Origin of the sequence: Pedobacter sp. GR22-10 (genome assembly GCF_026239715.1) — a bacterium.
Lineage (GTDB): Bacteria > Bacteroidota > Bacteroidia > Sphingobacteriales > Sphingobacteriaceae > Pedobacter.
This window is the reverse complement of record NZ_JAPIVR010000002.1, coordinates 832,134-858,747: the sequence shown is the minus strand read 5'-3', so window position 1 is coordinate 858,747 and position 26,614 is coordinate 832,134. Positions and strand designations below refer to the sequence as shown.

22 protein-coding genes are annotated in these 26,614 nt (G+C 39.1%); 12 read left to right on the top strand and 10 right to left on the bottom strand.

What is annotated here, in order from left to right; translation table 11 throughout:
- Positions 1-169 precede the first annotated feature (169 nt).
- The 3 genes from OQX64_RS11195 to glgB all read left to right on the top strand — a co-directional run bounded on the left by OQX64_RS11195 (position 170) and on the right by glgB (position 8,895).
- Positions 170-3,103, top strand: a complete 2,934-nt coding sequence (locus OQX64_RS11195; RefSeq protein WP_265818820.1) for a TonB-dependent receptor — start codon at positions 170-172, stop codon at positions 3,101-3,103.
- Between the two features lie 1,305 nt (positions 3,104-4,408).
- A complete protein-coding gene (locus OQX64_RS11190; protein ID WP_265818819.1) occupies positions 4,409-6,874 on the top strand; it encodes a glycoside hydrolase family 31 protein in 2,466 nt (821 codons plus the stop codon).
- A 56-nt stretch (positions 6,875-6,930) separates the two neighbouring features.
- On the top strand, positions 6,931-8,895 hold the full coding sequence (gene glgB / locus OQX64_RS11185; protein WP_265818818.1) for a 1,4-alpha-glucan branching protein GlgB: 1,965 nt from the start codon (positions 6,931-6,933) through the stop codon (positions 8,893-8,895).
- Positions 8,896-9,030: 135 nt separating this feature from the next.
- On the opposite strand, the gene OQX64_RS11180 is transcribed toward glgB, so the two are convergent.
- Positions 9,031-11,220 (bottom strand): TonB-dependent receptor, encoded by a 2,190-nt coding sequence (locus OQX64_RS11180; RefSeq protein WP_265818817.1) that lies wholly within the window; start codon positions 11,218-11,220, stop codon positions 9,031-9,033.
- 55 nt (positions 11,221-11,275) lie between these two features.
- Positions 11,276-11,614: a DUF6660 family protein gene (locus tag OQX64_RS22560; RefSeq protein WP_416240471.1), complete on the bottom strand. Its 339-nt coding sequence runs from the start codon at positions 11,612-11,614 to the stop codon at positions 11,276-11,278.
- A gap of 194 nt (positions 11,615-11,808) precedes the next feature.
- On the opposite strand from OQX64_RS22560, the gene OQX64_RS11175 reads away from it, so the two are divergent.
- Complete coding sequence (locus OQX64_RS11175; protein ID WP_088300042.1) at positions 11,809-12,126, top strand: RNA polymerase sigma factor; 318 nt, start codon at positions 11,809-11,811, stop codon at positions 12,124-12,126.
- A gap of 689 nt (positions 12,127-12,815) precedes the next feature.
- Here the strand turns inward: OQX64_RS11175 and gap are convergent.
- From gap to pfkA, 3 genes are read right to left on the bottom strand one after another with little or no spacing between them, the layout of a single operon-like run.
- Positions 12,816-13,814, bottom strand: a complete 999-nt coding sequence (gap, locus tag OQX64_RS11170; RefSeq protein WP_025144555.1) for a type I glyceraldehyde-3-phosphate dehydrogenase — start codon at positions 13,812-13,814, stop codon at positions 12,816-12,818.
- A gap of 8 nt (positions 13,815-13,822) precedes the next feature.
- On the bottom strand, positions 13,823-14,665 hold the full coding sequence (locus OQX64_RS11165; protein WP_265818816.1) for a hypothetical protein: 843 nt from the start codon (positions 14,663-14,665) through the stop codon (positions 13,823-13,825).
- Position 14,666: 1 nt separating this feature from the next.
- Complete coding sequence (gene pfkA, locus OQX64_RS11160; protein ID WP_088300040.1) at positions 14,667-15,653, bottom strand: 6-phosphofructokinase; 987 nt, start codon at positions 15,651-15,653, stop codon at positions 14,667-14,669.
- 109 nt (positions 15,654-15,762) lie between these two features.
- Between pfkA and OQX64_RS11155 the strand changes: the two genes are divergently transcribed.
- Positions 15,763-16,452, top strand: coding sequence for an NUDIX hydrolase (locus tag OQX64_RS11155; protein ID WP_088300039.1), 690 nt, complete (start codon positions 15,763-15,765; stop codon positions 16,450-16,452).
- A 162-nt stretch (positions 16,453-16,614) separates the two neighbouring features.
- Here OQX64_RS11155 and OQX64_RS11150 read toward each other — a convergent pair whose 3' ends face one another.
- A complete protein-coding gene (locus tag OQX64_RS11150; protein ID WP_088300038.1) occupies positions 16,615-17,475 on the bottom strand; it encodes an N-acetylglucosamine kinase in 861 nt (286 codons plus the stop codon).
- Between the two features lie 220 nt (positions 17,476-17,695).
- On the opposite strand from OQX64_RS11150, the gene OQX64_RS11145 reads away from it, so the two are divergent.
- The 4 genes from OQX64_RS11145 (at position 17,696) to OQX64_RS11130 (ending at position 21,433) form a co-directional block, all read left to right on the top strand.
- Complete coding sequence (locus OQX64_RS11145; RefSeq protein ID WP_265818815.1) at positions 17,696-18,718, top strand: threonine aldolase family protein; 1,023 nt, start codon at positions 17,696-17,698, stop codon at positions 18,716-18,718.
- A 71-nt stretch (positions 18,719-18,789) separates the two neighbouring features.
- Positions 18,790-20,304 carry an acetyl-CoA carboxylase biotin carboxylase subunit gene (accC, locus tag OQX64_RS11140; RefSeq protein WP_265818814.1) on the top strand — a complete coding sequence of 505 codons (1,515 nt, stop codon included), beginning with the start codon at positions 18,790-18,792 and terminating at the stop codon, positions 20,302-20,304.
- A 62-nt stretch (positions 20,305-20,366) separates the two neighbouring features.
- On the top strand, positions 20,367-20,951 hold the full coding sequence (locus OQX64_RS11135; protein ID WP_088300035.1) for a riboflavin synthase: 585 nt from the start codon (positions 20,367-20,369) through the stop codon (positions 20,949-20,951).
- A 20-nt stretch (positions 20,952-20,971) separates the two neighbouring features.
- Positions 20,972-21,433, top strand: a complete 462-nt coding sequence (locus tag OQX64_RS11130; RefSeq protein ID WP_265818813.1) for a DUF4268 domain-containing protein — start codon at positions 20,972-20,974, stop codon at positions 21,431-21,433.
- Here the strand turns inward: OQX64_RS11130 and OQX64_RS11125 are convergent.
- The gene (locus OQX64_RS11125) at positions 21,430-22,578 is read right to left on the bottom strand and encodes a tetratricopeptide repeat protein (protein WP_265818812.1); all 1,149 of its coding nucleotides are present in this window, start codon (positions 22,576-22,578) and stop codon (positions 21,430-21,432) included. The genes OQX64_RS11130 and OQX64_RS11125 overlap by 4 nt on opposite strands.
- A 134-nt stretch (positions 22,579-22,712) precedes the next feature.
- Here OQX64_RS11125 and OQX64_RS11120 point away from each other — a divergent pair, with 134 nt between their 5' ends.
- Positions 22,713-23,009 (top strand): hypothetical protein, encoded by a 297-nt coding sequence (locus tag OQX64_RS11120; RefSeq protein WP_265818811.1) that lies wholly within the window; start codon positions 22,713-22,715, stop codon positions 23,007-23,009.
- A 21-nt stretch (positions 23,010-23,030) separates the two neighbouring features.
- Positions 23,031-23,621, top strand: coding sequence for a porin family protein (locus OQX64_RS11115; protein ID WP_088300031.1), 591 nt, complete (start codon positions 23,031-23,033; stop codon positions 23,619-23,621).
- Between the two features lie 66 nt (positions 23,622-23,687).
- On the opposite strand, the gene OQX64_RS11110 is transcribed toward OQX64_RS11115, so the two are convergent.
- Both OQX64_RS11110 and OQX64_RS11105 read right to left on the bottom strand, forming a co-directional pair.
- A complete protein-coding gene (locus OQX64_RS11110) occupies positions 23,688-24,602 on the bottom strand; it encodes a YihY/virulence factor BrkB family protein (RefSeq protein ID WP_265818810.1) in 915 nt (304 codons plus the stop codon).
- A gap of 70 nt (positions 24,603-24,672) precedes the next feature.
- A complete protein-coding gene (locus tag OQX64_RS11105; RefSeq protein ID WP_088300029.1) occupies positions 24,673-25,071 on the bottom strand; it encodes an META domain-containing protein in 399 nt (132 codons plus the stop codon).
- A 137-nt stretch (positions 25,072-25,208) separates the two neighbouring features.
- Between OQX64_RS11105 and OQX64_RS11100 the strand changes: the two genes are divergently transcribed.
- Positions 25,209-25,997, top strand: a complete 789-nt coding sequence (locus tag OQX64_RS11100; protein ID WP_265818809.1) for a hypothetical protein — start codon at positions 25,209-25,211, stop codon at positions 25,995-25,997.
- Between the two features lie 4 nt (positions 25,998-26,001).
- Here the strand turns inward: OQX64_RS11100 and OQX64_RS11095 are convergent, their stop codons facing one another.
- Entirely contained in the window at positions 26,002-26,613 is a 612-nt protein-coding gene (locus OQX64_RS11095; protein WP_088300027.1) for an alpha-ketoglutarate-dependent dioxygenase AlkB family protein, read from the bottom strand.
- Between the last annotated feature and the right edge of the window lies 1 nt (position 26,614).

Genomic DNA, 26,614 nt, shown 5'->3' with positions numbered 1-26,614 from the left:
ATTACAGTATTTATTTAACTGATCGTTTATAAGGACTGCAAAATACAACAAACAGAATGTCAATCAAAATTATATATTCAATCATAAATATTACACACCATACTGGTGAAGTCAAAAATAATATTTAAGTTTATATAACTAATAATACAAGCCAAATAGCAATTTATTTATGAGCAGGATTTTTACACAAATTTTATTTGCGTTATTATTGATGTGCACGATGAATTTAACTGCACAGGCACAGCGCATTACGGTCAGTGGATCTGTAAAAGATAAGCAATCAAAAGAAGGATTGTCAGGTGTGAGCCTGATGGTTAAAGGGCAACCTGGCGGTACGGCATCTGCTGCTGATGGTACCTTTAGTTTTTCAACTGCTGCAAAGTTTCCATTTACCCTGGTTGCATCTTATGTAGGTTATGGTACTGTGGAACAGTTAATTAATAGTACGACTACCGGAATTGCAGTGGAGATGGAAGCTGCTGTGCTTTTGGGTGGCGATGTGGTTGTTTCTGCATCCAGGACACCTGAGCGCATTCTGGAATCGCCGGTTTCCATTGAGCGGATGAGTGCTGCTTCTATCCGCGATATTGCGGCACCTTCATTTTATGATGCTTTAAACAATATGAAAGGTGTGGAAAGCAGCACGCAGAGTCTAACTTTTAAATCCATCAATACACGTGGCTTTAACTCCAATGGAAATACACGTTTCAATCAGTATATCGACGGAATGGATAATCAGGCCCCAGGCTTAAACTTTTCAGTAGGTAATATTGTGGGCATCACTGAGCTGGATGTTGATCATGTAGAATTATTGCCGGGTGCATCGTCAGCCTTATATGGTGCCGGTGGTATCAACGGAACCTTATTGATGACTTCGAAAGATCCTTTTAAATATCAGGGTGCCAGTTTTCAGTATAAATCGGGTGTAAATCATGTAAATGATGAAAACAGCAGCGTGCAGCCCTTTAATCAGCTGGATGTCCGTCTGGCGAAATCATGGAATAAAAAATTTGGTGTGAAGGCCGCATTTTCATTTTTGCAGGCCAAAGACTGGTTTGGAAACAATTATTCAAACTTTGACCGGAACGCCAGGACAGCAAAAACGGGTGACCGCAGTAGTGATACCAATTATGACGGGATCAACGTATATGGTGATGAAGTGAGCCAGAATATGCGGAACGTGGCACTGAGCGTACAAAATGCTACCATTTCCGGAATTAATGCAGGTTCAGGTGGCGCAATCCCAAACATCAAGGCTTTAATGGATGGTACCTTTGGTGCCGCTATTCCAAATGCCGCACAACAAGCTGGTTTCCTGGCCGGACTGCCAGCCGCATTGAGGCCTGCAGTTCAGAATTATCTTCCTTTTTATGTGGGCTTAAAAGCTAATCTTATCCCGGATCAGAATGTTTCCAGGACAGGTTATCAGGAATCTGATCTGGTTGATTATGATACTAAATCGCTCAAGGCATCTGGTGCTGTTTATTATAATTTCACCAATACCATTCAGGCGGTAGCACAGGCGAACTGGGGCACAGGTACTTCAGTTTATACCGGATCAGATCGTTATTCGCTACGTAACTTCAATATTGGTCAGTATAAGTTGGAATTAAAAGGGGAGGATTTTTATTTAAAAGGATATACCACGCAGGAGCGTTCAGGCGATTCTTATATTTCCTCTATTTTGGGTAGTTACATCAACGAAGTTTCAAAACCCTCTACTACCTGGTTTCCACAGTATATCGGTAATTACATAGGGGCAAGGGCTGCCGGACAAAACGATGCGGCCGCACATGTACTTGCCCGGAATGCCGCCAACCAGGGAAGGTTTGCACCTGGAAGCGCGGGGTATGAAAATGCTAAAAATACCATTATGAATACCACCATCAGTGCTACATCTATCAATAGCACTGATCCAACAAAAAGTGTTTATGGAGCCAGGTTTGATGATAAATCCAATCTTTATCATTATGAGGGCATGTACAATTTCACCAATGCGTTTAATAAGGTAGTGGAGTTTCAGGTGGGTGCATCCTATCGTTTATATGATTTGAATTCTGCCGGAACCATCTTTAACGATTTAAATGAATCGATTGATATTAATGAATATGGTGCATTTGCACAGGTAGGTAAAAAGATACTGAATGATAAACTGAAGATTACTTTTGCCGGCAGGTATGATAAAAGCCAGAATTTTGAAGGCCGTTTTACACCACGGATTACCGGTGTGTTTACCGTGGCCAGGAATAATAACATCAGGGCATCATACCAAACAGGGTACCGCAACCCAACCACACAAAATCAGTACATTGATCTGGCTGTTGGCGGTGGGTCGCAACGTTTAATTGGCGGCTTGCCTGAAATCATTTTCAATAAATATCACTTAGATGCGAATAAACCTTATACCGATGTAAGCTACCGTGCTTTCCTGGCTTCAGCGGCCACGGGTACGCCAAATCCGGCATTATTGCAGCAATATACATTTGATAGCAGGGGCGTTCGGCCTGAAAGTGTTCAGTCTTATGAGTTAGGTTATAAAGGACTGATTTTGCCCAATCTCCTGGTTGATGCTTATGGTTACTATAATATCTATAAAGATTTTATTACTGCCGTTGATGTGTATCAAAATGTGGGTACGGCGGCCAGCCCTACTTTTGTTAAATTTGGCGTTCCGGTAAATGCTGAGGGGCAAGTGAGTTCTTACGGTGCCGCCCTGGGGCTTGATTACCTGATCAATAAGTGGACCTTAAGCGGAAACGTTTCATATAACCAGATTGGCGATTTGCCAGTCAACTATATTAACGATTTTAATACGCCGAAAATTCGTTTTAACCTGGGTTTAGGCAACAGGGAAGTGATTAAAAACTTTGGGTTTAATGTGTCTTACCGCTGGCAGGATAAATTTTACTGGAACTCTTCATTTGCCTCAGGAGATGTACCGGCTTACAGCTCGCTTGATGCGCAGGTGAGTTTACAAATCCCTTCAGTAAAATCGGCTATTAAACTGGGTGGATCGAATGTGATGAATAAATATTACATCACCTCTTATGGTAACCCTGCTGCAGGGGCTATTTATTATATTGCTTATTCTTTTAATCCTTAGTAATACCCAAACCTATTAAGATTTTTCAAATCTTAATAGGTTTTTAAAAAAGAAGAACGGGCTGGTTATGCTCTGCGTTTATAAGTAAGTGTTATGATTTGATAAAATCGCTATTATACGCACAGAGGCTGGTAGCGGGGTGCAGATGATCAGTTAAATCGTCATTGCGAGGCGGCTTTTTCAGCCGGCGAAGCAATCTTTGCCGTAATTACTGACAGGAGTTGTTTTCGGCTGGCTGCTGTGGCCTCTTCTTCTTTGTTCTTGATAACAAAGAAGCAAACAATCAAGGCTTGGAGCTGATGTTGGATTAGCGCGTCGAAATTTTAAAAGCGGTAGCACAAGGACTCGATTTTATTTGGTAATCAAGATTAATTTCGAAGGAGCCGTGTGCGCTACCTTGGGCAGTGGGGTCATTTGAACGGAGGTGCAAAAATTTCAACGGCTTCTCCTTCCATCATCTCCCAGGCCGGTAGCGGTCGTGCAGAGGGATATTATGCGTAATTCAATCGAGATCAATCGTCATCTCGACCGCAGCGGAGAGATCTTTGCCCTTTGCCCTGGCTTGCCTCGGCTCACCGTAGCCGAGGAGCTCTTACCTTTTTCTTGATAAAAAGGTAACCAAACCTGAGCGCAGCGAAAGCATGCCCGCCGATGAAATAACAACAAAGGGGGCATAAATCATTATGTTTTTATGGATTACAAAGCCGAAAGCTACAACTTAAAACAATTGCTTTATTTATGTGCGTGTTTCGCTAAAAGTAAGCTGCAACATTTTTTAGGTTGTACAGAAAATGAACAGCTGCTGAAAAAAATAATGGAAAATTATTGTCAAGCTGGTTTTCAGGCTGATCAGGATCTTGAAATTAAATCTGTATTTCAATTTGTAGACCTAACAGAAGCTTTTTTGGATTTGGCGAAAAGTTTATGCAAGGGGCATTTCAACGCGCTACAGCCGGCAGTTGATGGGCAAAACCCACCTGCTAAGATACAAGACAGATTTTATTGCTGATGTTTTAGAGCCACCCCGGCCCCTTTTTTAAAAAGGAGGGGTTAATACTGCTATGAAGTGTTTGGATAGTGTCTCTCAGGTTTGATGGCACAGAGGTAATAGCGGGGGTGTGCGTAGCGAAGGTTTATTTCCAATCCTTTTTCTTTCAGGATAAAGTTGCCGACGGGCAGATAAGAAGGCATTTGATTATGCAATAGGTTTTTTAACCGCTTCTATAAAATAATTTGTATAATAGTACTTTCTTAAGCACAATCCCGGTTTAAGAATGAGTTTAAAGCAAATTTGAATAAATAAGGATGGAAGAGCAAAATGATCAGCCTAATGAGGTAAATGAACTGGTTGAAAAGGCACAGGAAGTACAACATTTAAACAATCCTGTTGATATATCGGTTAAACCAATTGTTAAGCAATATCTGGGGGCCGTAAAGAAGGTAAAGAAAGAGGGAAACCGCTTTTATTTTTCTGATGGCGATGCAAGAGTTGAGGTACGTGTGGTGAGTGATGAAATCATTCGTGTACGCATGGCGCCACATGGTGTTTTTCTGGATGACTTCTCTTATGCCGTACCGGAAGTAGATCAAAAGGTTTCGGTATTTAAAATGCAGGAGCACGAAGGGTATTATACGGTTTCTACCCACTCCGTTACCTGTAAAATAGAGAAAGAAAACTTTCATATTTCCTTTTCTGATAACATCACCAATTTAGTAATGGTAGATGAGGCCAACTCCATGCACTGGGAAGAAAATGTGGATTTTGGTGGCTACTATATTTATGCAACCAAAAAATGCCATTCAGAAGAGAATTTTTTTGGGTTAGGAGATAAATCGGGGAACTTTAACCTTCGCGGTCGTCGCTTCGAAAACTGGAACACGGATGCCTATTCTTATGGCTGGAATCAGGATCCTTTGTATAGAACCATACCTTTCTATATCGGGTTACATAACCAGGCAGCTTACGGCATTTTCTTTGATAATACCTTTAAATCATATTTTGATTTTGGTAGTGAAGATGTAAATAAAACCAGTTTCTGGGCTGATGGTGGCGAATTACAGTATTACTATATTCATGGTCCGCATATTATGGACGTGGTTAAACGTTATGCCAGCCTAACCGGAACACATCCTATGCCCCCGAAGTGGACATTAGGCTATCAGCAATGCCGCTGGAGTTATTACCCGGAAACCAAGGTTAAGGAAATTGCCAAACAGTTCAGGGATCGAAAAATTCCCTGCGATGCCATTTATCTTGATATCGATTACATGGACGGCTACCGCTGCTTTACATGGAACAAAAAATATTTTCCCGATCCACGCCGGATGATCAAGGAACTTGCTAACGATGGTTTCAAGACCGTGGTAATGATTGATCCGGGCATTAAGGTGGATGATGACTACTGGGTGTTTAAAGAAGGAAAAGACAATAAATACTTTTGCAGAAGAAGTGATGATTATTTTATGGAAGGCCATGTATGGCCTGGCCGTTGCCAGTTTCCGGATTTTACCAATCCAAAAGTAAGAAAATGGTGGGGTAAATTGTACGAAGAACTGGTGGATATGGGTGTTGCAGGTTTCTGGAATGACATGAATGAACCGGCCGTTTTTGGTTCCGGAACGTTTCCGAATGATGTTCGCCATAATTACGATGGTTACCGTGGCTCGCACCGCAAAGCACATAATGTTTATGGCATGCAGATGGTGCGCTCTACTTATGAAGGATTGAAAAAACTCATGCGCAATAAGCGGCCATTTACCATTACCCGTGCAGGTTATTCGGGGATGCAGCGTTATGCAAGTGTATGGACCGGTGATAACATTGCCACCTGGGAACATTTAAAAATAGGCAATATCCAATGCCAGCGACTATCGGTTTCAGGGGTGCCTTTCTGCGGAACAGATATCGGCGGATTTAGCGGCGAACCTGATGGCGAATTGTTTACCCGATGGATCCAGTTGGGAACGTTTTCTCCATTTATGCGTGCACATTCGGCGGGTGATACAGCTGAACGGGAGCCCTGGAGTTTTGGTGGGTTTTTCGAAGATATTAACCGTAAATTTATTGAACTGAGATACCGTTTAATGCCTTATCTGTATTCTGTTTTCTGGGAACATCACCGTTATGGTTTTCCAATTTTAAGACCATTGGTGATGCTGGAGCAGGAAAATATTAGCAACAGCTTCCGCCAGGATGAGTTCTGCTATGGTGATAAATTATTGATCTGTCCTGTTCTGGAGCAGGGCGCAATATCCAGACAAGTGTACCTGCCTAAAGGATTATGGTATAATTTCTGGACCAATGAAGTTTTAGATGGCGGAAATGAATACAACATCGAAGCAAAGATTGACAGTATGCCGATCTTTGTAAGAGCAGGATCTGTCATTCCGGAATACCCGGTAATGCAATATGTAGATGAAAAAGCAATTACCGAGGTGGCATTAAATATTTATAGTTGCGATTACGAAGTTAACTCCTATATGTATGAAGATCATGGAGATACCTTTGCTTTTGAACAGGATATTTACCTGGAGAAAAAGTTTACGGTAAAAGCAAATGATGCACAGGGACTGAAAATTAACCAAAGAATTGAAGGGCTTTATACGCCAAACTATGAATTTTATAGCTGCCACATTATAGGTATGAAATTTCAGGTGAAGAAAATTATCGTCGATAATAAAGAAGTAACCGACTATCATATTGATGATAGAAGTGTGCTGCATTTCAAGTGCCTTAAAAACTTTACTGAAATACAGATTTTAAGTCTGTAAATCTTTTAGCCCCAAACGCTGTTTAGTGTTTGGGGCTAAACCTATCCAGTCAAATTATGATACCAGCAAAAAAAGTTTCCAAAAAAAATATAGCCGTAACACCGATAGATAAAAGCAGGTCAGTTTGGGTACATAGCCTTTTCACCGATTATGATATTGATCTTTTTTCGGTTGGAAAGCATTTCAGGCTGTACGAAAAAATGGGTTCTCATTTAATCAGTGTAGAAAAAACAAATGGAACCTATTTTTCGGTATGGGCACCAAATGCACAGGAAGTAAGCGTAACCGGTAACTTTAATGATTGGAATAGAACTTCGCATTCGCTGTATAAAAGACTGGATAAATCAGGGATCTGGGAAGGATTTATCCCTGGGGTTTCAAAAGGAGAGGTTTATAAATATTTTGTAAAGGGTTTTGATGCTTCTGAACATTTAAAGGGCGATCCTTATGCCAGAAAGTGGGAACATCCTCCGCAAACAGCCAGTGTGGTTTGGGATACAGATTACAGTTGGAAAGATAAATCGTGGCTGGCCAAAAGGGCAAAACTGAATGCACTTGATCAGCCCATTTCAGTATATGAATTGCATTTAGGCTCCTGGGAGCGTGATCCGGAAAACCCTGAACGGGTGCTCAACGCCAGGGAAGTGGCTACCCGGTTGGTACCTTATGTTAAAGAAATGGGTTTTACCCATGTAGAGCTGATGCCGGTAATGGAATTTCCTTATTTTCCGAGTTGGGGCTACCAGATTACCGGCTATTTTGGTGCCAGTTCACGTTATGGGTCACCACAGGATTTAATGTTCCTGATTGAAGCCCTGCACCAGGCCAATATTGCGGTTATCCTGGATTGGGTACCCTCACATTTTCCAGGTGACAGGCACGGGCTATACGAATTTGATGGAACGCATCTTTATGAACATGCTGATATGAAAAAGGGATTTCATCCCGATTGGAAATCCTATATATTTAATTACGACCGCAATGAAGTTCGTTCATTTTTAATCAGCAATGCTGTTTTCTGGATGGACCAGTATCATGCGGATGGTTTGCGTGTAGATGCAGTGGCTTCTATGCTGTACTACAATTTTTCAAGAGAAGACGGTGATGCGGCAACAAATGAATATGGGGGCAGTGAAAATCTTGGTGCCATTCAGTTTCTGCAAGACCTCAATGTGGCCATTTATGGTAATTTTGAAGGTGTTCAAACCATCGCTGAAGAAAGCAGTACTTATCCGGGTGTAACACATCCTGTTCATGCCGGTGGACTGGGTTTTGGCATGAAATGGATGATGGGCTGGATGAATGATACCCTGAAGTATTTTAAAATTAATACGCTGGAACGCAAACACCATCACCATCAGCTAAGTTTTAGCATGACTTATGCGTTTACTGAAAATTTTATGCTGCCCTTTTCACATGATGAAGTGGTGCATGGAAAATCGCCCATGCTGTATAAAATGCCTGGTGATGACTGGCAAAAGTTTGCTAACCTGCGGGCGCTGTATGGCTACATGTTTACTCACCCGGGTGCAAAACTCCTGTTTATGGGAAATGAATTTGCCGATACCAGTGAATGGAACTTTACCCAATCTTTAGATTGGCACCTGCTTCAGTATCCCGGACATAAGGGGATGCAGGAAACGGTGAAAGCACTGAATTTCCTCTACAAAAAGGAACCTGCACTTTACCATTTTAACTTCAGTTATGAAGGCTTTGAATGGCTTGATGCTGATAATGTTAATGAATCGGTATTTGTTTTTATGAGGAAAGGGCCAAAGGCGAAAGATACACTGGTAATTGCCATTAATTTAACACCTGTAGTTCGTGAACACTATCGCATTGGTGTGCCGTTTAAAACCAAATGGAAAGAAATTTTTAATACGGATGATATTCTGTTTTACGGCAGCGGAATTAACAACAGGGGAGAGATTATTCCCCGGAAAGAGGGATATAACGGGCAAGAATATTCGGTTAACATTACCTTGCCACCATTAGCCGTAATCATATTTAAAAGCAAATAGGCTTAAATAAGAAAAGCCTCCCATTGCTGGAAGGCTTTCTTAAACTCTGGAGTGGAAGCTTCCAGAGCGGCTGCAAAGATATAAAAATTGTTTTCTTTGACAATAGATATTTTAGAAAATAGTTTGATTATCTGTTTAAAGCTTTAATTTAATCCCACCATTAAAAGTTCTGCCTTCTGTATGTGTCCAGATGTCGTCAAAACTGGGGTTAAGATGTGATCCGTTAACCACACTTTTATACCGGCTCTGCCTGGTATCAGTAAAATTCTCGGCATTAATAAATATGGAGATTTTGCCAAAAACCTTTTCTGCCATGAAACCAAACTCCCAGAATGCACTGGTTAATTGATTATTGTAAAGGTATTGACGATCGGTAAAATAACCCTCCAGCCCTAATTTAAAATTGCGTTCCTTTTCATAAAGCAAAGCCAGGTTCACCTTATTTTGAGGTAAAAGCCTGATATTTTGAATAACCGGCAGGTAATCTGCCTTGGCATCGGTAAAAGTATAACCGGCAAAAAGCTTAAAGTTTTCCTTAAAAATAATCTTTGCATTGGTTTCGAAACCCCTGCTTTGTACAGGTTGTGTGGTGTTTTCAAAGTGAAATGCGCCCTGATTGTCTTGAAGCAGGATAGTAGAATTATTGATCCTGGTATAGAAGAACATTTGGTTCAGGCTGAATAACCAGTCAGCGCCAATAGCCGTTTTATAATTAATATCTGCCGTACCTCCATAACTTTTTTCTGCTTTAACCTGGTTTAGCGGCAATAGGTTCTGGTATTGAAAAGTTTCGGTTTGTTCGGTAAAGAGTGTTGGTGTTTTATAACCCAGGCCGCCACCAATTCTTGAACTCCAATGATCATTGATTTTGTACAAAGCAGAAATCCTGGGTAAAACGAAGGCTTCATTCCTGCGGTAAAATGCATTGAAATAATTGACAAAGTCAAGCCTCACACCACTTTCTAACTTAAAACGATCGGAGATATCCCAGGTTTGCTGTGCATAAAGGCCGGCCGTTCTGGTCGTAAAGTTTTTTGACAGATTCGGGAGCTGATCTTGCTCTGCAAACTTATCATATACGATGTTCAACCCAAAAATCAGGCTTTGATTTTTGATGTTTTTCAAATAACTGATATCAGTATAGGCATTATAGTTAGTCCCGTTAAAAGTATAGTTAGGAATGGCAATATCCCGTTTAAAATAATTGAAACTGGTTTTGATCTTCAGTAAATCTGATGCATTTACCTTGTAGCCAAAATCGAGGGTAGAGGTATTGCGAAGGCTTTTGTTGCTTTCAAAATAGCGGTGGTTGGCATCTGCACCATTATTAATCACAAAAATGTCTCCACCTGTGCGGTTGCTTCTGGTAAAAGCATTGCCAATTACAATAGTTGTTTTTTCATTCGGATAATAAAATACTTTCGGGTGAATGGTAAAATCATTTGTTTTTGGGAGTTCTGTAAAATCATCCTGATCAACATCATAAGCTTTCTGAAAATTGGTAAGTGCCAGTAAGCTGTAGCCCAGTTTTCCTTTTCGCTGCATGCTAAAGGCCCCGATATTGGTTTGGCCTACGTTTGATTGATTAAAGATCATGTTGAAATCAGCTTTTTCCCTCGGTGTTCTGGAAATAAAGTTGACTACACCGGCAATTGCCCCTGCACCGTAAAGCGTAGAGGCTGGACCTTTAATAATTTCTACCTGCGCCAGGTCGAGCGGTGGAATTTCGAGGATACTCAATCCGCTGGCAAAATTGCCAAAACTGGCATACCCATCTTTTAAAAGCTGGGTATAACGTCCATCCAGGCCCTGAATCCTGATACTGGCATTGGCACTGGTGGCCGAAGTTTGCTGCACGGCAATACCCGTGCTTTCATGCAGGATCATCGAAACATTGGCTGTCCGCATATTACTTTTCTCGTCAATTTCTTCCAGTTCAATGGTTTCCACGCGAGTGGGGGTGTTTTGAATACTCCGGCTGGTTCTGGTAGAAGAAACAATAACTTCATCCAGTTCATCTTCTGCCGGTTCCAGGAAAATTTCATACGTCTTCACCTGATTTAACGGGAAGGTAACAATAAGGCGTTGTTCCCGGAATCCAATATTTCTGATGATTATGGTTTGAGAACCATCGGGAATGTTTTCAAAGCTGGCAGTACCATCTGCTTTGGTTTTTATGATAAGATTAGTGCCCTTAATCAGCACCGTTGCATCACTAATAATGGTTTTGTCCGTTTTATTCCTGACTGATATTTCAAGACTGTTTTGTGCGTAAGCACTTCCTAAGCACAAAAATGTGCATAGCAATAATATTATTTTTTGCATCTGTATAGTATAAATTGAATAATTAAACCTTGAGATAGGTTCTTAACAATATCGGTTAACCGATAAGATTTTTATTCAACTTTGGCGGTTGCCAGATGTTTCGGATATAGTCGGATACATTTCTGCTTTGGTAACCAGGCTTTATCTGATTGGAAGATAAAGATTTTGGCTGAAGCGTCAATAATTCGGTACATATATTTACAATAGGCTGCCCGCAACAATTGCAGGTGCATAATGGCGAACAATGATCATTATCCGGTAAAGTGTTCGTATTTGAAATTGTTAGAATGGCCTCATTGGTTTGCCTATTGATTTCCACCGCCATCACGTCTTCGCAGGTAATGCAAGATAAAAGCAAAATGGTGATACTCAAAAAGTAAACTAAGATTTTCATTGGCCAGTCAAATGTACAAAACCTCTGGCAACCAAACCAGTTATGATTTTAATTTATTAAGGGATTAGCAAAAGAATAAAAATGCGGTTCTGTGGTATCTTTTATACTTATATTCCATTGGGTTGTTTGATAGTTAGTTGGTAAACCGAACAAATAAAAAAATGTAATGTTAGCTAATTATACAGATCAGTAAAATGCAATTATTAAAGATAGTTAATCAGCAGGAAGCAGGCTATGGCCTCAATATTCAGCTTTCTGAGCATGAAATTTTTCTTAATAATTTAAGATCTGGTGATCCTGAAGCTTTTAAAACCATTTATAAGCAATATGCAGCTGCAATATACGGCATGATCCGCAGCAAGATTGCCGATGAACATGCTGCAGAAATTATCCTTGAGAAAATCTTTTTAGATTTCTGGAATTCTATATCAGGATATGATGAGACTAAATTTAAAATCTTTACCTGGTTGCATCAGATTACCAATCGTCAGATCAATCTTCATCAACTGTAAAAATCAGCGGTGTTTGGCGGCTGATGTTTCCGTAGGTTGTATTTCACCCTAAATATTCATCATATTTTGTTTTATGGATTCAAAGTTTGTGAATGCTAAATTTTGATATAAAGAAAAAGGAGACCTCATCCGAGCGTCTCCTTTTTTTCTAACCAAATATAAACCTGTTATGAGCCAGGCTTTGTCTTTAATCCTCCGTCAAAATATTTTTTAAGGAGAATGATTTATCTTTTTTAATCTGCATAAACATCGTTCCGTTTATTACTCTACAAATATAGTAAAAAAAATGATAGTGTAAAAAATACACTAAGAAATTTTTATATATTTTTTTTGTCATTTTTATCTGCAGCTATCTTTTAACCGGCAAATCGTTGTTAAAATGACCGTATTGCAAATATACATCCAAAATATGTTAAGTAATTGTTAAATAGTATTAAATTTTAGCTTGGATGGTTGTAGTCAGTTGAATTTTTGAATGATTTATAAAATAAAAGTGCATTTTAAATCTTTTTTAAGCTTTATTTATAGATAAAGTATTTTTATCAGCATTTTTTTATGCGCTTAAGTGTTTTACCTTGCATATTAAATCAGCTTTATAAATGAAATTCAGGTTTAAAATAAAAAAGCGACAAAACCAAAGGTTAATGTCGCTTTTTGAATACAGTATTTAGCCTTATGGCTATTTTGTATTATAAACTTGCGTAATATTCTACAAATTTAGCAAGTGCAGATGAATATCCCCACTCGTTATCGTACCATGAAACCACTTTTACAAAGTTGTCATTCAATGAAATACCTGCTTTGGCATCAAAAATAGATGCATGGTCATCGCCAATGAAGTCAGAAGATACAACCTCATCTTCAGTGTAAGCCAATACGCCTTTTAATTCACCTTCTGATGCTGCTTTCATGGCTGCCTTAATTTGCTCATAAGTTGCTGGTTTTTCTAAACGGGCAGTTAAATCAACAACAGAAACGTCGGCCACAGGAACGCGGAATGACATACCGGTTAATTTGCCTTTTAATTCTGGTAATACCATACCTACTGCTTTGGCAGCACCGGTTGATGAAGGGATGATGTTAGAGAAACCACCACGGCCACCTCTCCAGTCTTTAGCTGAAGGACCGTCTACTGTTTTTTGAGTTGCAGTAACCGCATGAATGGTACTCATTAAGCCTTCAACAATTCCGAAGTTATCATTTAAAACTTTAGCGATAGGTGCTAAACAGTTTGTTGTACAAGATGCATTAGAAACAATTGTTTGATCTGCAGTTAATTTATGGTGGTTAACACCCATTACGTAAGTAGGGATGTCGCTATCTTTAGCCGGAGCAGAGAAAACTACTTTTTTAGCACCTGCTGCGATGTGTTTTTCTGCATCCGCACGGGTTAAGAATAAACCTGTAGATTCAATAACCACTTCAACACCAACTGCATCCCATTTCAGGTCAGCAGGATTTCTTTCTGCTGTTACACGAATTGTTTTGCCATTAACAACTAAATTACCATCTACAACTTCAATTGTGCCATCAAATTTGCCATGTGTAGTGTCATATTTTAACATATAAGCCATATAATCAGGCTCAATCAGGTCATTAATTGCTACGATATCCAATCCTCTTTTTAATGCAGCTCTGAAAACCAGTCTGCCGATACGGCCAAAGCCGTTTATTCCAATTTTGCTCATTGTTTTTGTTAATTAGTGTAATGTTTTAATAAATTTAGTATTGGTTCTTTAATAATGGTTTTAATTTTAAGCTGATGCCTGTCTGCTACTATTTGCAACTGTTCTTCCAGTTCTGCAGCTACTTTTCCAACAAAGTGTATATCTTCACCCTGATATTTAGTTGCCATAGGTAATACATAAGTCTGAAAATATCTCTCAAAGCCTTCATCAATTAATTTGAGAATATACTCATGCTTTATATTTTGTGTAAAAAAGTCAAAGAAAGAGGTCAGAAATATATTGGCCTGTGGCTTATTATATATTCTTTCCAAAATTTGAGGGCGATCAAGATTAAAGTTTCTGACAAATTTGGTTTCAAGATCTTCGGGCAGTGTTTTACTTAAAAAACTTTTTAAAAGTACTTTGCCAAAATAGTTTGAAGAACCTTCATCTCCCAGAATATAGCCTAGTCCAAAGCAATTGTTGAGGAGTTTTTTACCATCAAAATACGCACAGTTTGAACCACTTCCCAACATGCCCACTATCCCGGTTTGTTCGTAACAGGCGGCTTTTGCAGCGCCGAATAAATCGTTTTCAACAAAAACCTTACTGTATCTGAAAAATGATGATAAAGTATTTGCCAATTCTATTTTCCTTTCTGCTGAAGATGCTCCTGCTGCAAAGAAATAGATTTTTTTAATATTTTCTGCATGATTAACCAGAACAATTTTCTTGTTCAGGATTTGCAAAATCATTTTGGCATCAACAAAAGTCGGATTAATTCCAGTCGTATTGCAGTGTGCCACTACTTTGCCATTTTGGGTTAATTTCCAAAATGCAGTTTTTGATCCACTATAAACAACCGCCACCATATTAAATTGATAAAACTTCTGTCATTTCCATTAAATCCGGCTCAAGCTTGAAGCTGTGTGCAGTTAACGCTTCTGTGATGCTGGTTAATTTAACTGCATTGCCGTGTAAACCTACCATTTGTCCGCTTTCTCCGGCAATGAGTGCATTTACGGCTGCGAAACCAAGTCTGCTTCCTAAAATACGGTCAAAGCTGCTCGGGCTGCCGCCGCGCTGAAGGTGTCCAAGTATGGTAACTTTAGTATCATAATGGTCAAAAGTTTCTTTTACTTTCTTGGCAATATCATAAGCACCGCCTTGTTTATGTCCTTCGGCAACAATAACTATGCTTGATGATTTTTTTGTAGCCGCACCCAGGGCAAGTTTAGTAATCAGCTCATCCACACTGGTTGCCCTTTCAGGTAATAAAACGGCTTCGGCACCACTGGCTATTGAACTTCTTAGTGCAATACATCCCGAATCCCTGCCCATTACTTCTATAAAAAACAACCTGTCGTGCGCATCTGCGGTATCCCTGATTTTATCTATTGCTTCAATGACAGTATTGATTGCGGTATCATAACCCAATGTAAAATCAGAACCTGCCAGGTCATTATCAATCGTTCCAGGTATACCAATTACCTTTACGCCAAAAGTTTCTGAGAAACGTTTTGCGCCTGTAAAAGTGCCATCACCGCCAATAACCACTAAACCGTCAATGTTATTTTTCTTTAAATTCTGGTAGGCAATTTGCTGACCTTCATCAGTTTTAAACTCCAGGCAGCGTGCAGTTTTTAAAATGGTACCCCCTAAGTGTAAAATATTACTTACAGAACGGGCGTCCATCGATTTTATATTGTCCTTAATCAAACCCTGGTATCCCTGCATTACACCAAACATGTTGATGCCATGGTAAATTCCGGTTCGAACAACAGCTCTAATGGCTGCATTCATTCCCGGGGCATCGCCACCGGAAGTAAGTACAGCTATGTTTTTAATATTTGGCTCCATCTATGATACGAATATAGTGTGTAATTTTTACACTAAGTAATTTTTTTTATTTTTTTTACTTAATATTGAAAGTCATACCTTTATCTGTTTAAAATAATTAAATTTTACTTTGGAACAAATTTTACCTCATTTAGATTCTGTATTCTCGATAGATTGCGTGTTGTTTGGGTTTGATGGTAAGGAGCTTAAAATCTTACTCATCGAAAGAAATGAAGAGCCGTTTAAAGATTGGTGGGCCTTGCCTGGTAATATCGTGGGTGCAGATGAAAGTTTAGATCAATCCGCATCGCGTATATTATATGAGCTGACCAGTCTGCGTGGAATTTACATGGAGCAATATTATGCTTTTGGTGATCCAAACAGGCACCCGCAGGGTAGGGTAATTACCCTGGCCTATTATGCACTTATCCGTTTAGGTGGTGATAAAGAACCCCGTCCGATCAGTACCTATGCGAAACGTGCCAAATGGTTACCCATTACGGATTTACCTAAACTGGCTTTCGATCACCAGAAGATTTATGATAAGGGCCTGGAAAAAATCAAGCGAAGGATTAAACACCAGCCAATCGCGTTTGAGTTGCTGCCCGAAAAATTTACCCTCACCCAGTTGCAACATGTATATGAACTGATTCTCGGTAAAAAACTGGATAAGCGCAACTTTAGAAAAAAGATTGTAAGCTTTGGCGTGTTGAAAGAACTCGACGAAAAACAAAAAGGTGTATCTTATCGTGCAGCTACGCTTTATCGTTTTGATAAACGCAAATACGCCAAATTGTTTGGCAAGGAAATTTCCTTTTAAGAAAAGGATTGCCGAGCAAAGAATAAAGACCACATTACTATAAAAAGAAAAAGGTCCCGATTGAATTTTCAATCGGGACCTTTTTTATGGTTTTAAAAACTTTGGACTAATTACTTGAAACTCATGACTCCAGACTAAAGACTCCAAACTCAGTACTCTAAACTACCCCTTCTTAGCTGTTTCCAAATGGTAATGAACTAAATCATCTATAGGTGAACGGATAATTTTACCAACCCCCATTTCATAACGGTCAGCAACAATACTTAAAATATCGCGAAAGCTGTAACCTACAGAACCTACACAGTTTAATTTGTGGTCTTTATAGTTTGGATAGTGAATCACCAAAGCTTCAAAAAATGAAGTAAAGGCATAATCTATAGTGCTGAAAGCATAGTCTTCATAGTTATCTTTGAAGTCGTATAAGAATTTACTGAAGCTGGCGCAGAAACGGTTTGGCAAAGGCTTATTGTAAATATTATCAAAAATATCTTCATTTGTTAAAGCATAATTATCATAAAAAGCTTCACGTAAGCCTTTTGGCATATAGCCTTTCATATAGTCGCTTAAAATGCGTTTCCCAATAAATGAACCGCTACCTTCATCACCCAGGAAATAACCTAATGAATCTATATTAAGGGTAATATCTTTTCCGTCATACAGGCAGGAATTGGTACCGGTTCCTAATATAGCTGCAAATCCGGGCTCGTTACCCAAAAGTGCTCTGCAGGAAGCTAGAAGGTCATGACCAACAAAAATTTCGGCATTGGTGAAAATCTGCTTCATGGCATCAGTCACAATCTTTACATTACCAGGGGTAGAGCATCCAGCACCGTAATAATAAACAGCAGTTAATTTTTCTCTTTCCAAGTGGTCTGGAAGGGTTTCATTTAGAGACTTTACAATGTATTCTCCCTTAGAAAAATATGGATTGTAACCCTCGGTATTAAAGTAGATTTTTCTGCCGGCTTCGTTGATCAGACACCAATTTGTTTTGGTTGATCCACCGTCTGCAATTACTATCATTTTATTTATTTTTTGGTTTTAGCACGATAAAAGTATAAAAACTCTTATATTTTGTATCTTTTTTTTTAATAATTTTTTAACAATTTATTGTTGTTGAAATTTAAGTGTGTAAAAAATACACTATATAGGGGCTTCAATCGCCTTAAAACCTTATTATTATACTTGAAAAGGCATTAGGCTTTTTTTTAATCGTCAAGAATATTTTACAATTTAAGTGCAAATGAATAATAACTTTTTAGATTTTCGGAGCGATACGGTAACCCGGCCAACGCCAGGCATGCTGGATGCCATGATGACTGCCCGGGTAGGTGATGATGTTTTTGGTGAAGATGAAACAGTTGCTGCATTGGAAGAAAAACTCTGCCAGATTTTTCATATGGAAGCAGGATTGTTTTGTCCGTCAGGTACCATGACCAACCAGATTGCGATCAAGTGTTTTACGAAACCCATGGATGAGGTTATCTGCGACCAAACGGCACATGTTTACCGTTATGAAATTGGTGGCATTGCCTTTCATTCTGGTGCTTCCGTCAGGTTGCTGTATGGCGATAGGGGCATTCTGACGCCTGAATTAATTGAGCCTGAAATTAATGAAGATAATATCCATTATCCGGATTCCAGTTTAGTGGTACTGGAAAATACGGTAAATAAAGGTGGTGGAAAATGTTATGACCTGAAGCAGATTGCACCTATTCATCATCTCTGTAATATTAAAGGGTTAAAACTGCACCTGGATGGTGCCCGGATTTTTAATGCCTTGGTGGCCACAGGCGATAAGGCACATGAGTATGGCAAGTATTTCGATGGGATGTCGGTTTGTTTATCAAAAGGTTTGGGTGCGCCGGTGGGATCGGTATTACTGGGCAATAAGGATATAATCAGGAAAGCCCGTAAAATTAGAAAGGCTTTTGGTGGTGGAATGCGCCAGGCAGGCTTTTTGGCCGCAGCAGGGATTTATGCGCTGGATCATCACATCGAGCGCCTTCAGGAGGATCATCAACATGCCGGGGCAATAGCTGAAGCACTGTTACGTACAAAATATGTGCTTTCTGTAATGCCGGTTGAAACCAATATTGTTATTTTTGAGGTGGCTGCGGGAACGGCAGAGAAAATTGCAAATCAGCTCAAAGATAAAGGATTGCTGTGCGGTACAACGAGTGCCAGTACAGTGCGGCTGGTAACGCATTTGGATCTGAGCGCTGAAATGATTGACCGTGCCATTGAAATCATAGTACATTTGTAGTAAAGTTGACAGCCAGTAGTTATGGCACCGCTTGTTCACCAATTATTGTATTAAATAAAGTAAATTGCCAAATGCCTGAAAATTCTAACCTCCCGATATCGATTTCAAAAATCCTCATTGCCAACCGGGGCGAAATTGCGCTGCGCATTATGCGTTCGGCAAAAGAAATGGGGATTAAAACGGTAGCTGTTTTTTCTGAAGCTGATCGCAATGCGTTGCATGTACGTTATGCCGATGAAGCCATATTTATCGGACCGGCACCATCTAACCAGAGTTATCTGGTTGGTGAAAAAATTATTGATGCCTGTAAAAAAACCGGTGCTGAAGCCATTCATCCTGGTTATGGTTTTTTATCTGAAAATGCAGGCTTTGCGAAAATGGTAGCAGATGCCGGATTAATTTTGATTGGCCCATCTGCAGTGGCCATGGAAATCATGGGCAATAAATTATCGGCAAAAGCAGCTGCCTTGAAATATAACATCCCCATGGTTCCCGGAACGGAAGAAGCCATTACCAATGTAAATGAAGCAAAAGAAAGGGCAGTTGAAGTAGGCTTTCCTATTCTGATCAAAGCTGCTGCAGGTGGTGGTGGAAAAGGTATGCGGATTGTGGAAAGTGTGTCTGATTTTGAAGAACAGATGGATCTGGCCGTGAGCGAGGCTACATCTGCATTTGGTGATGGGGCCGTGTTTATAGAACGCTATGTTACTTCACCAAGACATATCGAAATTCAAATTCTTGGAGATCATCATGGTAACATTGTTCATCTGTTTGAACGGGAATGTTCCGTGCAGCGCCGGCACCAGAAGGTGGTGGAAGAAGCCCCTTCATCTGTTCTTTCAACTGAAATCAGGGAAAAAATGGGTAAATGTGCAATTGATGTAGCCCGCTCTGTACATTATACCGGTGCCGGAACTGTAGAATTTATCCTCGATGAAAATCATGATTTTTTCTTTCTGGAAATGAATACGCGCTTGCAGGTGGAACATCCTGTTACGGAATTTATTACCGGTGTTGATTTGGTAAAAGAGCAAATCAAAATTGCTGAAGGAAAGCCTCTAAGTTTTGGTCAGGATGATTTAAAAATTAATGGCCATGCAGTTGAACTTCGCGTATATGCAGAAGATCCCAATCATAATTTCCTTCCGGATATCGGAACGCTTCAAACCTATAAAATACCAAAAGGCAATGGTGTAAGGGTGGATGATGGTTTTGAACAAGGCATGGAAATCCCGATTTATTATGACCCGATGATTGCCAAATTGATTACGTATGGAAAGGATCGGGAGGAAGCCATATCCAGAATGTTGAGGGCAATAGCAGAATATGAGATTACCGGGATAGAAACTACACTGGCTTTTGGTAAATTTGTCATGCAGCATGAAGCCTTTAAAAGCGGAAATTTTGATACCCATTTTGTTGCTAACTATTTCAGACCAGATGAATTAAAAGCAATAAATGAAGAGGAAGCGATGATTGCTGCAATTGTTGCTACAAAATTCTTTAAAAAGGATGTATTTAAGGAAGCGCCTGTGCAGGTGTCTCCACCATCATCCAACTGGAGAAAAAACAGATTAAAATATTAATTCAGGTTTCATCAGGCCGTTACTTTATCAATGGCAAAATGAAATCTCAACACTGATAACACATGTTTACCGGAATCATAGAAACACTCGGCGAAGTTACCGCCATTAAAAATGATCATACCAATATTCATTTTACCATTTCATCAGCCATTAGCCACGAACTCAAAATAGATCAGAGTGTGGCGCATAATGGTGTGTGCCTTACAGTGGTATCGCTTCAGGATGGGGCGCACACGGTAACGGCTATTGACGAAACATTGCGCAAAAGCAGTTTAATTAATTTAAAGGTGGGTAGCCGGATAAACCTGGAAAGGTGTATGCAAATGAATGCGCGTTTGGATGGCCATATTGTGCAGGGGCATGTTGACCAGACAGCTGTTTGTGTTAAACGGGAAGAACTGGACGGTAGCTGGGAATATCGTTTTAAATATGATGCAGGTACAGGAAATGTAACGGTAGAAAAAGGATCGGCCTGTGTAAACGGGATTAGCTTAACGGTTGTAAATTCTGCTGATAACGAATTTTCGGTCTTTATTATTCCATACACTTTTGAGCATACTAACCTGCAGGAAGTACATGTTGGGGATACCGTTAATTTAGAGTTTGATATTATTGGCAAGTACGTGGCCAGATTAATGAATAAATAATTGCCTTTTAATCAATCGGGATGTACAGTAAAGATGAAGCGGCCAGGTTAAGGCAACAGTTCTGGATTAGTTTTGGGCAGTACATGAAACCTGTGCCTTCGGCAAGTGGCAGCACGGTTCATTGGATCAATTATAAAACAGGCGTAAAAAATATCTTCTTCAAAATGGATGTTGACAATAAAAAGGCAACAATTGCTATTCAGTTGTCTCATTCAGATCAGGATATTCGCCACCTCATTTTTGATCAGTTTGAAGAATTCAAATTAATGCTCATCAATACCTTAGAAGAGGAGTGGGACTGGAGGAGAGATTTTACGGATGATTACGGAAAAACGATCAGTCAGATATCAATTACTTTACCTGAAGTAAGCATTTTTAACCAGCAACACTGGCCAGCACTCATTTCATTTTTTAAGCCAAGAATTATTGCGCTGGATGATTTCTGGGATCATGTGAAACCGGTTTTTGAAGATCTGGTCTAATCAGTCAGGTGCAATTGTGCTATTCTTTCTTTGGCAAACTTAATTTCTGAATGATCATCTTCTGCATGAGGTTTACTGCCGAGATAAAGCTTATAATAATTTAGAGCAGGTTTAGTCTGTTTCAGTTTGGTATCATAAAGTGTGGCCAGGCGATAGTAAAGTGTTGGCATTACCTTAAACTGTAATCCTTTTTTATAGGCTGCATTGGCTAACTTAAATTGATTATTCTCTTCATAACTTAAGCCTAATAATGCATAGTAACTTGCCGTATTTGGAGAGATGGCCTCCTCAATTGTTCTCCTGGCGTAAACTGCGGCCATTTTATAATTTTTAAGGTATCGATAACTTAAGCTGGTAAAATATAAAGTGTTTTCATTTTGCATCAAAAGTTTTTCAAGTCTGGAAAAATAATTAATGGCCTGATTATATTTTTTAGTGTAATAGTAGGCTTTTGCTACGTCTTTAATTACGCTGGCATCATCTCCGTCTTTTAATAACATTTCGCCGGAAGTAATCACTTCCTGGTATTTTTTTAGCTGATTGGCCAGGGGAAGTTTTGCTTTTTGCAATACCAGGTTTTCACTGTCTGCCTTAATGGCGACATCCAGCACATGATAAGCCTTTTCATATTCCTGGCTTACGTCGTGTACTTCTGCCAGGTCAACCGCAATATCTGCTTCATTGGGATTAAGCCGGTTTGCCTTAAGGAGGTAAACCAGCTTCATAGAGTCTTTTACTGAAGGATATAAATTAGCGAGAAGCTTATAAACACTAAAATTATTGCTGTCTATTTGAACGATTTCGCCATAGTATTTTTTCGCCATTTGTTGGTTTCCCCGCCGGGTGCTGATACTCCCAAGACTAAATAGAATAGGCAGACTTTGCGGTTGGAGCTGGTATGCCTTGCTATAATATTTCTCGGCTTCTACATTGTTGCCCGCCATCAAAAAACAATAACCTATTTGGGTGAGCGCTTTTTGATCGGTTGTACTGTCTGTGAATATGCTTTTTAAATATAAAGCGGCATCTGCATATTTCTGATTTTGATACAGATCGAATAATTTTTCCTTATTAACAAGCGCAGACTGAGCATCACACTGTTGGGAAAATACCATGAGCAGCAGGAAGTAAAATATATTTTTCATCACTTCAATATTTTAAACTAATTTATTAGTTATAAGTGATGATTCCAAATTTTTCTGGAAGATGAGGTAAATAAAAACAAATTGGGTGCGTGTGGGTTTATAAGAATATTAGTATAAATTTAAATAAAGAACCTATGAATACCTTACAGAAATTCGAATTGATGGAAAAGATTGTGCGTGAGTTAGAGGATTTACAAAATTCGCAAACAGCACTGATCCAAAAAATTGGCAAAATTGAAGTGGATAATATCGAACTAGGCGATGGCAGGTTAGAAAAGGATTTACCGGATATCCACCAAAATTTAGCAGATAACTTAGACACTATATCAGGAATTTTAGATTACTTTGCAGGCAAAACACAAAATTTTGGCGATAAGAACAATGTTGATGCCTTGAAAGAACAAGAAGCCATCAACAATGCAACTGGCTAATTTAACTTAACCCTATTTTATATGAAATCTTTATCATTAACTATTGCCTGTTTATTTGCTTGTTTTTTTGCAAGCGCACAGGTATTACCAACCTTCCAGCTAGGTTTAAAAGCCGGAGCAAATTTTTCAAAGTTTGATAGCGATAATACTTTCAGTAGTGATAATCGTGCCGGTTTTTACGGCGGTTTGTGGGCAAGGATTGGTGGAGCAGGCGTTCATTTTCAACCAGAGCTTTACATCTCAGGTAAGAAAACGAACCTGGTTAGTGATGCAACAGGTCAGGTAAATAAAGTGAGTTTTACCAGTTTGGATGTTCCGTTATTGGTTGGAACTAAAATTGGTGCTTTGGGTGTTGGCGTTAGATTAAACACCGGACCAATGGTTTCATTTATTTTAGACGAAAAACAAAGTTTTGGTCAGGCTACCGGAAATGTTTTTAATGGAAACTTTAAAAATCAGGCATTTGCATGGCAATTTGGTGCAGCACTTGATATTAAGAAATTAAGCATCGATGCGCGTTACGAATTGGGCTTGTCTAAATTAAATAAAGATGGTTACCCTGGAACAAAGCTGAATTTGTTTACCGTTGGTTTGGGATATAGAATTTTTTAACCTGATACTAAATAATCAGTATAGGAGAGGGCAGACATTTGATCTGCCCTTTTTTATGATGTTTATTTAGAGATCAACCTCTGTCAGCTCATACGCATAAGAACCGTTTTTAGGAACAATTGGCGTTTCTCTTCCTATACTTAAGGCTTTAATAAATGAAGCGCCAAAATAAAATATAAGTGAAGAGTAAAATACAAAAAGCATAATCACAATAATAGATCCGGCTGATCCATAAATGTTGCTGATATTACTCAGTGGAAGCAAAATCCTTAAAATATATTTACCCACGGTAAAAAGACAGCCGGTAAGTAAGCCTCCTGAAATGGCTGCTTTCCAGGTGGGTCTGCCATTGGTAAGGTATCTGAACAGCATCGTAAACCAGGTAGTAACAATAATAACAAAGATGATTTGATTCAGTATGGAGGTTAATATCAGACTAAATGACGGTGAACTGCTTTTTAAATAGGCACCGATAATGGCCTGAACACTATCTGCCAGTAAGCCGATAAAAAATAAGATTCCGGCAAAGAGGATTATCGTAACAGATATCGCTCTTGATTTAAGGGTATTAATGATGCCTTTCTTATCCTTATTGCCAATATTCCAAATTTGCTCTAAAGAATTTTTAATCACATTAAAAAGGGTAGTGGCAACAAACAGAAAAAATACGAAACTGAATAAAGTAATATACCAGGCCTGATCAATTCCCCTGATATTGCGAAGGGTTAATTTGATCTGTTTAATACTGTCTTCATCCAGGATGTTGGCCAGACGCTGAAAAATATTAGTGAATAAAATACGCCTGTCGGTAAACATACCAAATAAGCGGATGAGAATAATCAATATCGGTGGAAGCGCAAAATTGGTAAAGAATGCCGTTGCGCCAGCTAATCTTAATGGATCGTTTTGTTGAAATAAGATAAATGCATTTTTCGAAGTAGAGAAAAAGAAGCTTAATTTATCCTTTAGTTTTAACAGCATGTTTCATTCTTAAAGCCCCGAAAATACTCAAAATACTTTATTCGTAATCCTTTGTATCTGTTTTTGTTATTTAATCCGCCTTTTTAAACACGAGCAGCACTTTTTCGTCATTCAGCAGGGTTAGTTTCCCATCCGTTACTTTCGCCTGGTTTACCTGGTTAATGGCTTGTACATATGCACGTTCGGCCGCATCTGTTTCCTGGCAAAACATCCTGGTACTGATGACATCTTGCAATTTAATCCTGCGATCTGCTTTTTCAATTTTTCCTCCATAGGAATTACAAAAAGATTTACCGCTAACTTTCAAGCTATCACCAAAATTAAGTGTTGCTTTAGCATTCGCAGGTAAGGTAAGTCCTGGCAATTCAGTTAATTCCCATTTGGTATGTGCTAATTTCTTTGGATCGTTTTTTTCCAGACAGGCACTAAAAAGACAGAGGCTAATGCCAAGGATAAATAAATTTTTCATAAGTATTGCGATTTCTGATGATCAACAAAAATTAATCCAATAATTTATTTGAGGGTAAATGATATAAAACTAAATTTTTAATCGGAGGTAATAAATAAAGATAATAAATTAGCAAAAAAAAAGCGACAATAAAATCTATGAAAACTACAGCATTCGCCATTCTGCTTTCCATCAGTTTATTCGCCTGTAAGCAAAGCAAGCTGGAACAAACTTATGTTCCTAAAGCCTACACCAATGAGGATTTTAATGAATTTCCAAAGGTTAAAAATGAAATCTTAAATATTGTCACTGTTGAGCCCTCAAAACCTGAAGACAGGGAAACTTTTACCATTCAGTTTAAAGATACCACTATAGCGATTCAGGATAAGCCTAAGCCTTTAGCCAATCAGTTTAAACAAGCCAGGTTTATCAATACACAGAAAACTGCTGCATTGGTTCAGGTTGAAGATGGTTCAGGCCTGGTTTCTCCATTTTATGTGATTTCTTTAAAGGACGGCAAAGTTGGTGTAACCAGTTTATACAAGGCATCAGCAGGGAAAAGTGATAAAAAATATACCAAGGGAATAGAGGAGATGAGTTTAAGCAATATTATTGTGAATAATGATTTTACCATTGCTTTGGTGAATGGGAAGATTTATCCCATCAAAAGACAAAATGAAAGTGAACGCATTCAAGGCGATTTTTTATTCAATTCATCAGATAAGCAAACCCTGGTTTTTTTAACCGGCAACGCGCTTTATCAGGTTAATTACCGTACAGGAGAAACGGCTACACTTAAACTTCCTGCCAATGTGATGCAATCTGGCAATGTGGCCAATGAAATCAGAAAGGGTTATAGCTGGGCTACCAATGCAAAAGGGGCATCTTTTTTAAAGCAAAATCCAGATGATGACCGGATTGTAGACATCAGCGAATTTAAAAAGTAGTTCATTATCCGGCAAGCATTGATCGAAAGGTAAGGTTGATCCTTGGCGTGCTGATCTTTTTTGTTGGAGGTAAACGGTGTAGCCAATGCGTTTGGGTGGCATCTTTCATCTCCAGCAAACTTCCGTTTTCTAAAAACAGGCCAATGGTTTCTTTAGTTGTTTTATGTTTAAAAAGAAACTTTCTTTCGGCGCCAAAACTCATTGAGGCAATACTGGTATTTTTGCCCAGGGCTTTTTCATCATCACTGTGGTATGCCATGCCTTCATCTCCATTGTGGTAAAGGTTTAACAGGCAGGAATTGTAGGTTGATCTGGTGTTTTCCTCTGCAATTTGTTTGAGTTCAGTTAATTCCATGGTCCACGGAAGTGCATATTTAGTCGCATTTGAATAGGTATAAGCATATTTTTTATCGCCATACCAGGCCACCTTTCTTTTGGTAATGATGTGTTTGCCCATGATGTAAGCTTCATCATTTTTCCATTCAATGGTATTCAGGAGTGCTTCGTAATAGGCATTCGCCTTTTCGATGGAAAACAATTGCCCGAAATACCGCACTGTTCCATCATAGGGAAGGAAGTTGTGATTAACATCTTGTATTGTACTAAACAAATCCATT

Excerpts from the sequence above, each read along its gene's own strand:
- OQX64_RS11180 (WP_265818817.1), bottom strand. The coding sequence starts at position 11,220 with ATGCAAAAAATAATATTATTGCTATGCACATTTTTGTGCTTAGGAAGT.
- OQX64_RS11110 (WP_265818810.1), bottom strand. The coding sequence starts at position 24,602 with ATGCTGTTAAAACTAAAGGATAAATTAAGCTTCTTTTTCTCTACTTCG.
- OQX64_RS11115 (WP_088300031.1), top strand. The coding sequence starts at position 23,031 with ATGAAATCTTTATCATTAACTATTGCCTGTTTATTTGCTTGTTTTTTT.
- OQX64_RS11165 (WP_265818816.1), bottom strand. The coding sequence starts at position 14,665 with ATGGTGGCGGTTGTTTATAGTGGATCAAAAACTGCATTTTGGAAATTA.
- gap (WP_025144555.1), bottom strand. The coding sequence starts at position 13,814 with ATGAGCAAAATTGGAATAAACGGCTTTGGCCGTATCGGCAGACTGGTT.
- OQX64_RS11175 (WP_088300042.1), top strand. The coding sequence starts at position 11,809 with ATGCAATTATTAAAGATAGTTAATCAGCAGGAAGCAGGCTATGGCCTC.
- OQX64_RS11095 (WP_088300027.1), bottom strand. The coding sequence starts at position 26,613 with ATGGATTTGTTTAGTACAATACAAGATGTTAATCACAACTTCCTTCCC.
- OQX64_RS11125 (WP_265818812.1), bottom strand. The coding sequence starts at position 22,578 with ATGAAAAATATATTTTACTTCCTGCTGCTCATGGTATTTTCCCAACAG.
- OQX64_RS11105 (WP_088300029.1), bottom strand. The coding sequence starts at position 25,071 with ATGAAAAATTTATTTATCCTTGGCATTAGCCTCTGTCTTTTTAGTGCC.
- OQX64_RS11100 (WP_265818809.1), top strand. The coding sequence starts at position 25,209 with ATGAAAACTACAGCATTCGCCATTCTGCTTTCCATCAGTTTATTCGCC.
- pfkA (WP_088300040.1), bottom strand. The coding sequence starts at position 15,653 with ATGGAGCCAAATATTAAAAACATAGCTGTACTTACTTCCGGTGGCGAT.
- OQX64_RS11190 (WP_265818819.1), top strand. The coding sequence starts at position 4,409 with ATGGAAGAGCAAAATGATCAGCCTAATGAGGTAAATGAACTGGTTGAA.
- accC (WP_265818814.1), top strand. The coding sequence starts at position 18,790 with ATGCCTGAAAATTCTAACCTCCCGATATCGATTTCAAAAATCCTCATT.
- OQX64_RS11120 (WP_265818811.1), top strand. The coding sequence starts at position 22,713 with ATGAATACCTTACAGAAATTCGAATTGATGGAAAAGATTGTGCGTGAG.
- OQX64_RS11145 (WP_265818815.1), top strand. The coding sequence starts at position 17,696 with ATGAATAATAACTTTTTAGATTTTCGGAGCGATACGGTAACCCGGCCA.
- OQX64_RS22560 (WP_416240471.1), bottom strand. The coding sequence starts at position 11,614 with ATGAAAATCTTAGTTTACTTTTTGAGTATCACCATTTTGCTTTTATCT.
- OQX64_RS11195 (WP_265818820.1), top strand. The coding sequence starts at position 170 with ATGAGCAGGATTTTTACACAAATTTTATTTGCGTTATTATTGATGTGC.
- glgB (WP_265818818.1), top strand. The coding sequence starts at position 6,931 with ATGATACCAGCAAAAAAAGTTTCCAAAAAAAATATAGCCGTAACACCG.
- OQX64_RS11150 (WP_088300038.1), bottom strand. The coding sequence starts at position 17,475 with ATGATAGTAATTGCAGACGGTGGATCAACCAAAACAAATTGGTGTCTG.
- OQX64_RS11130 (WP_265818813.1), top strand. The coding sequence starts at position 20,972 with ATGTACAGTAAAGATGAAGCGGCCAGGTTAAGGCAACAGTTCTGGATT.
- OQX64_RS11135 (WP_088300035.1), top strand. The coding sequence starts at position 20,367 with ATGTTTACCGGAATCATAGAAACACTCGGCGAAGTTACCGCCATTAAA.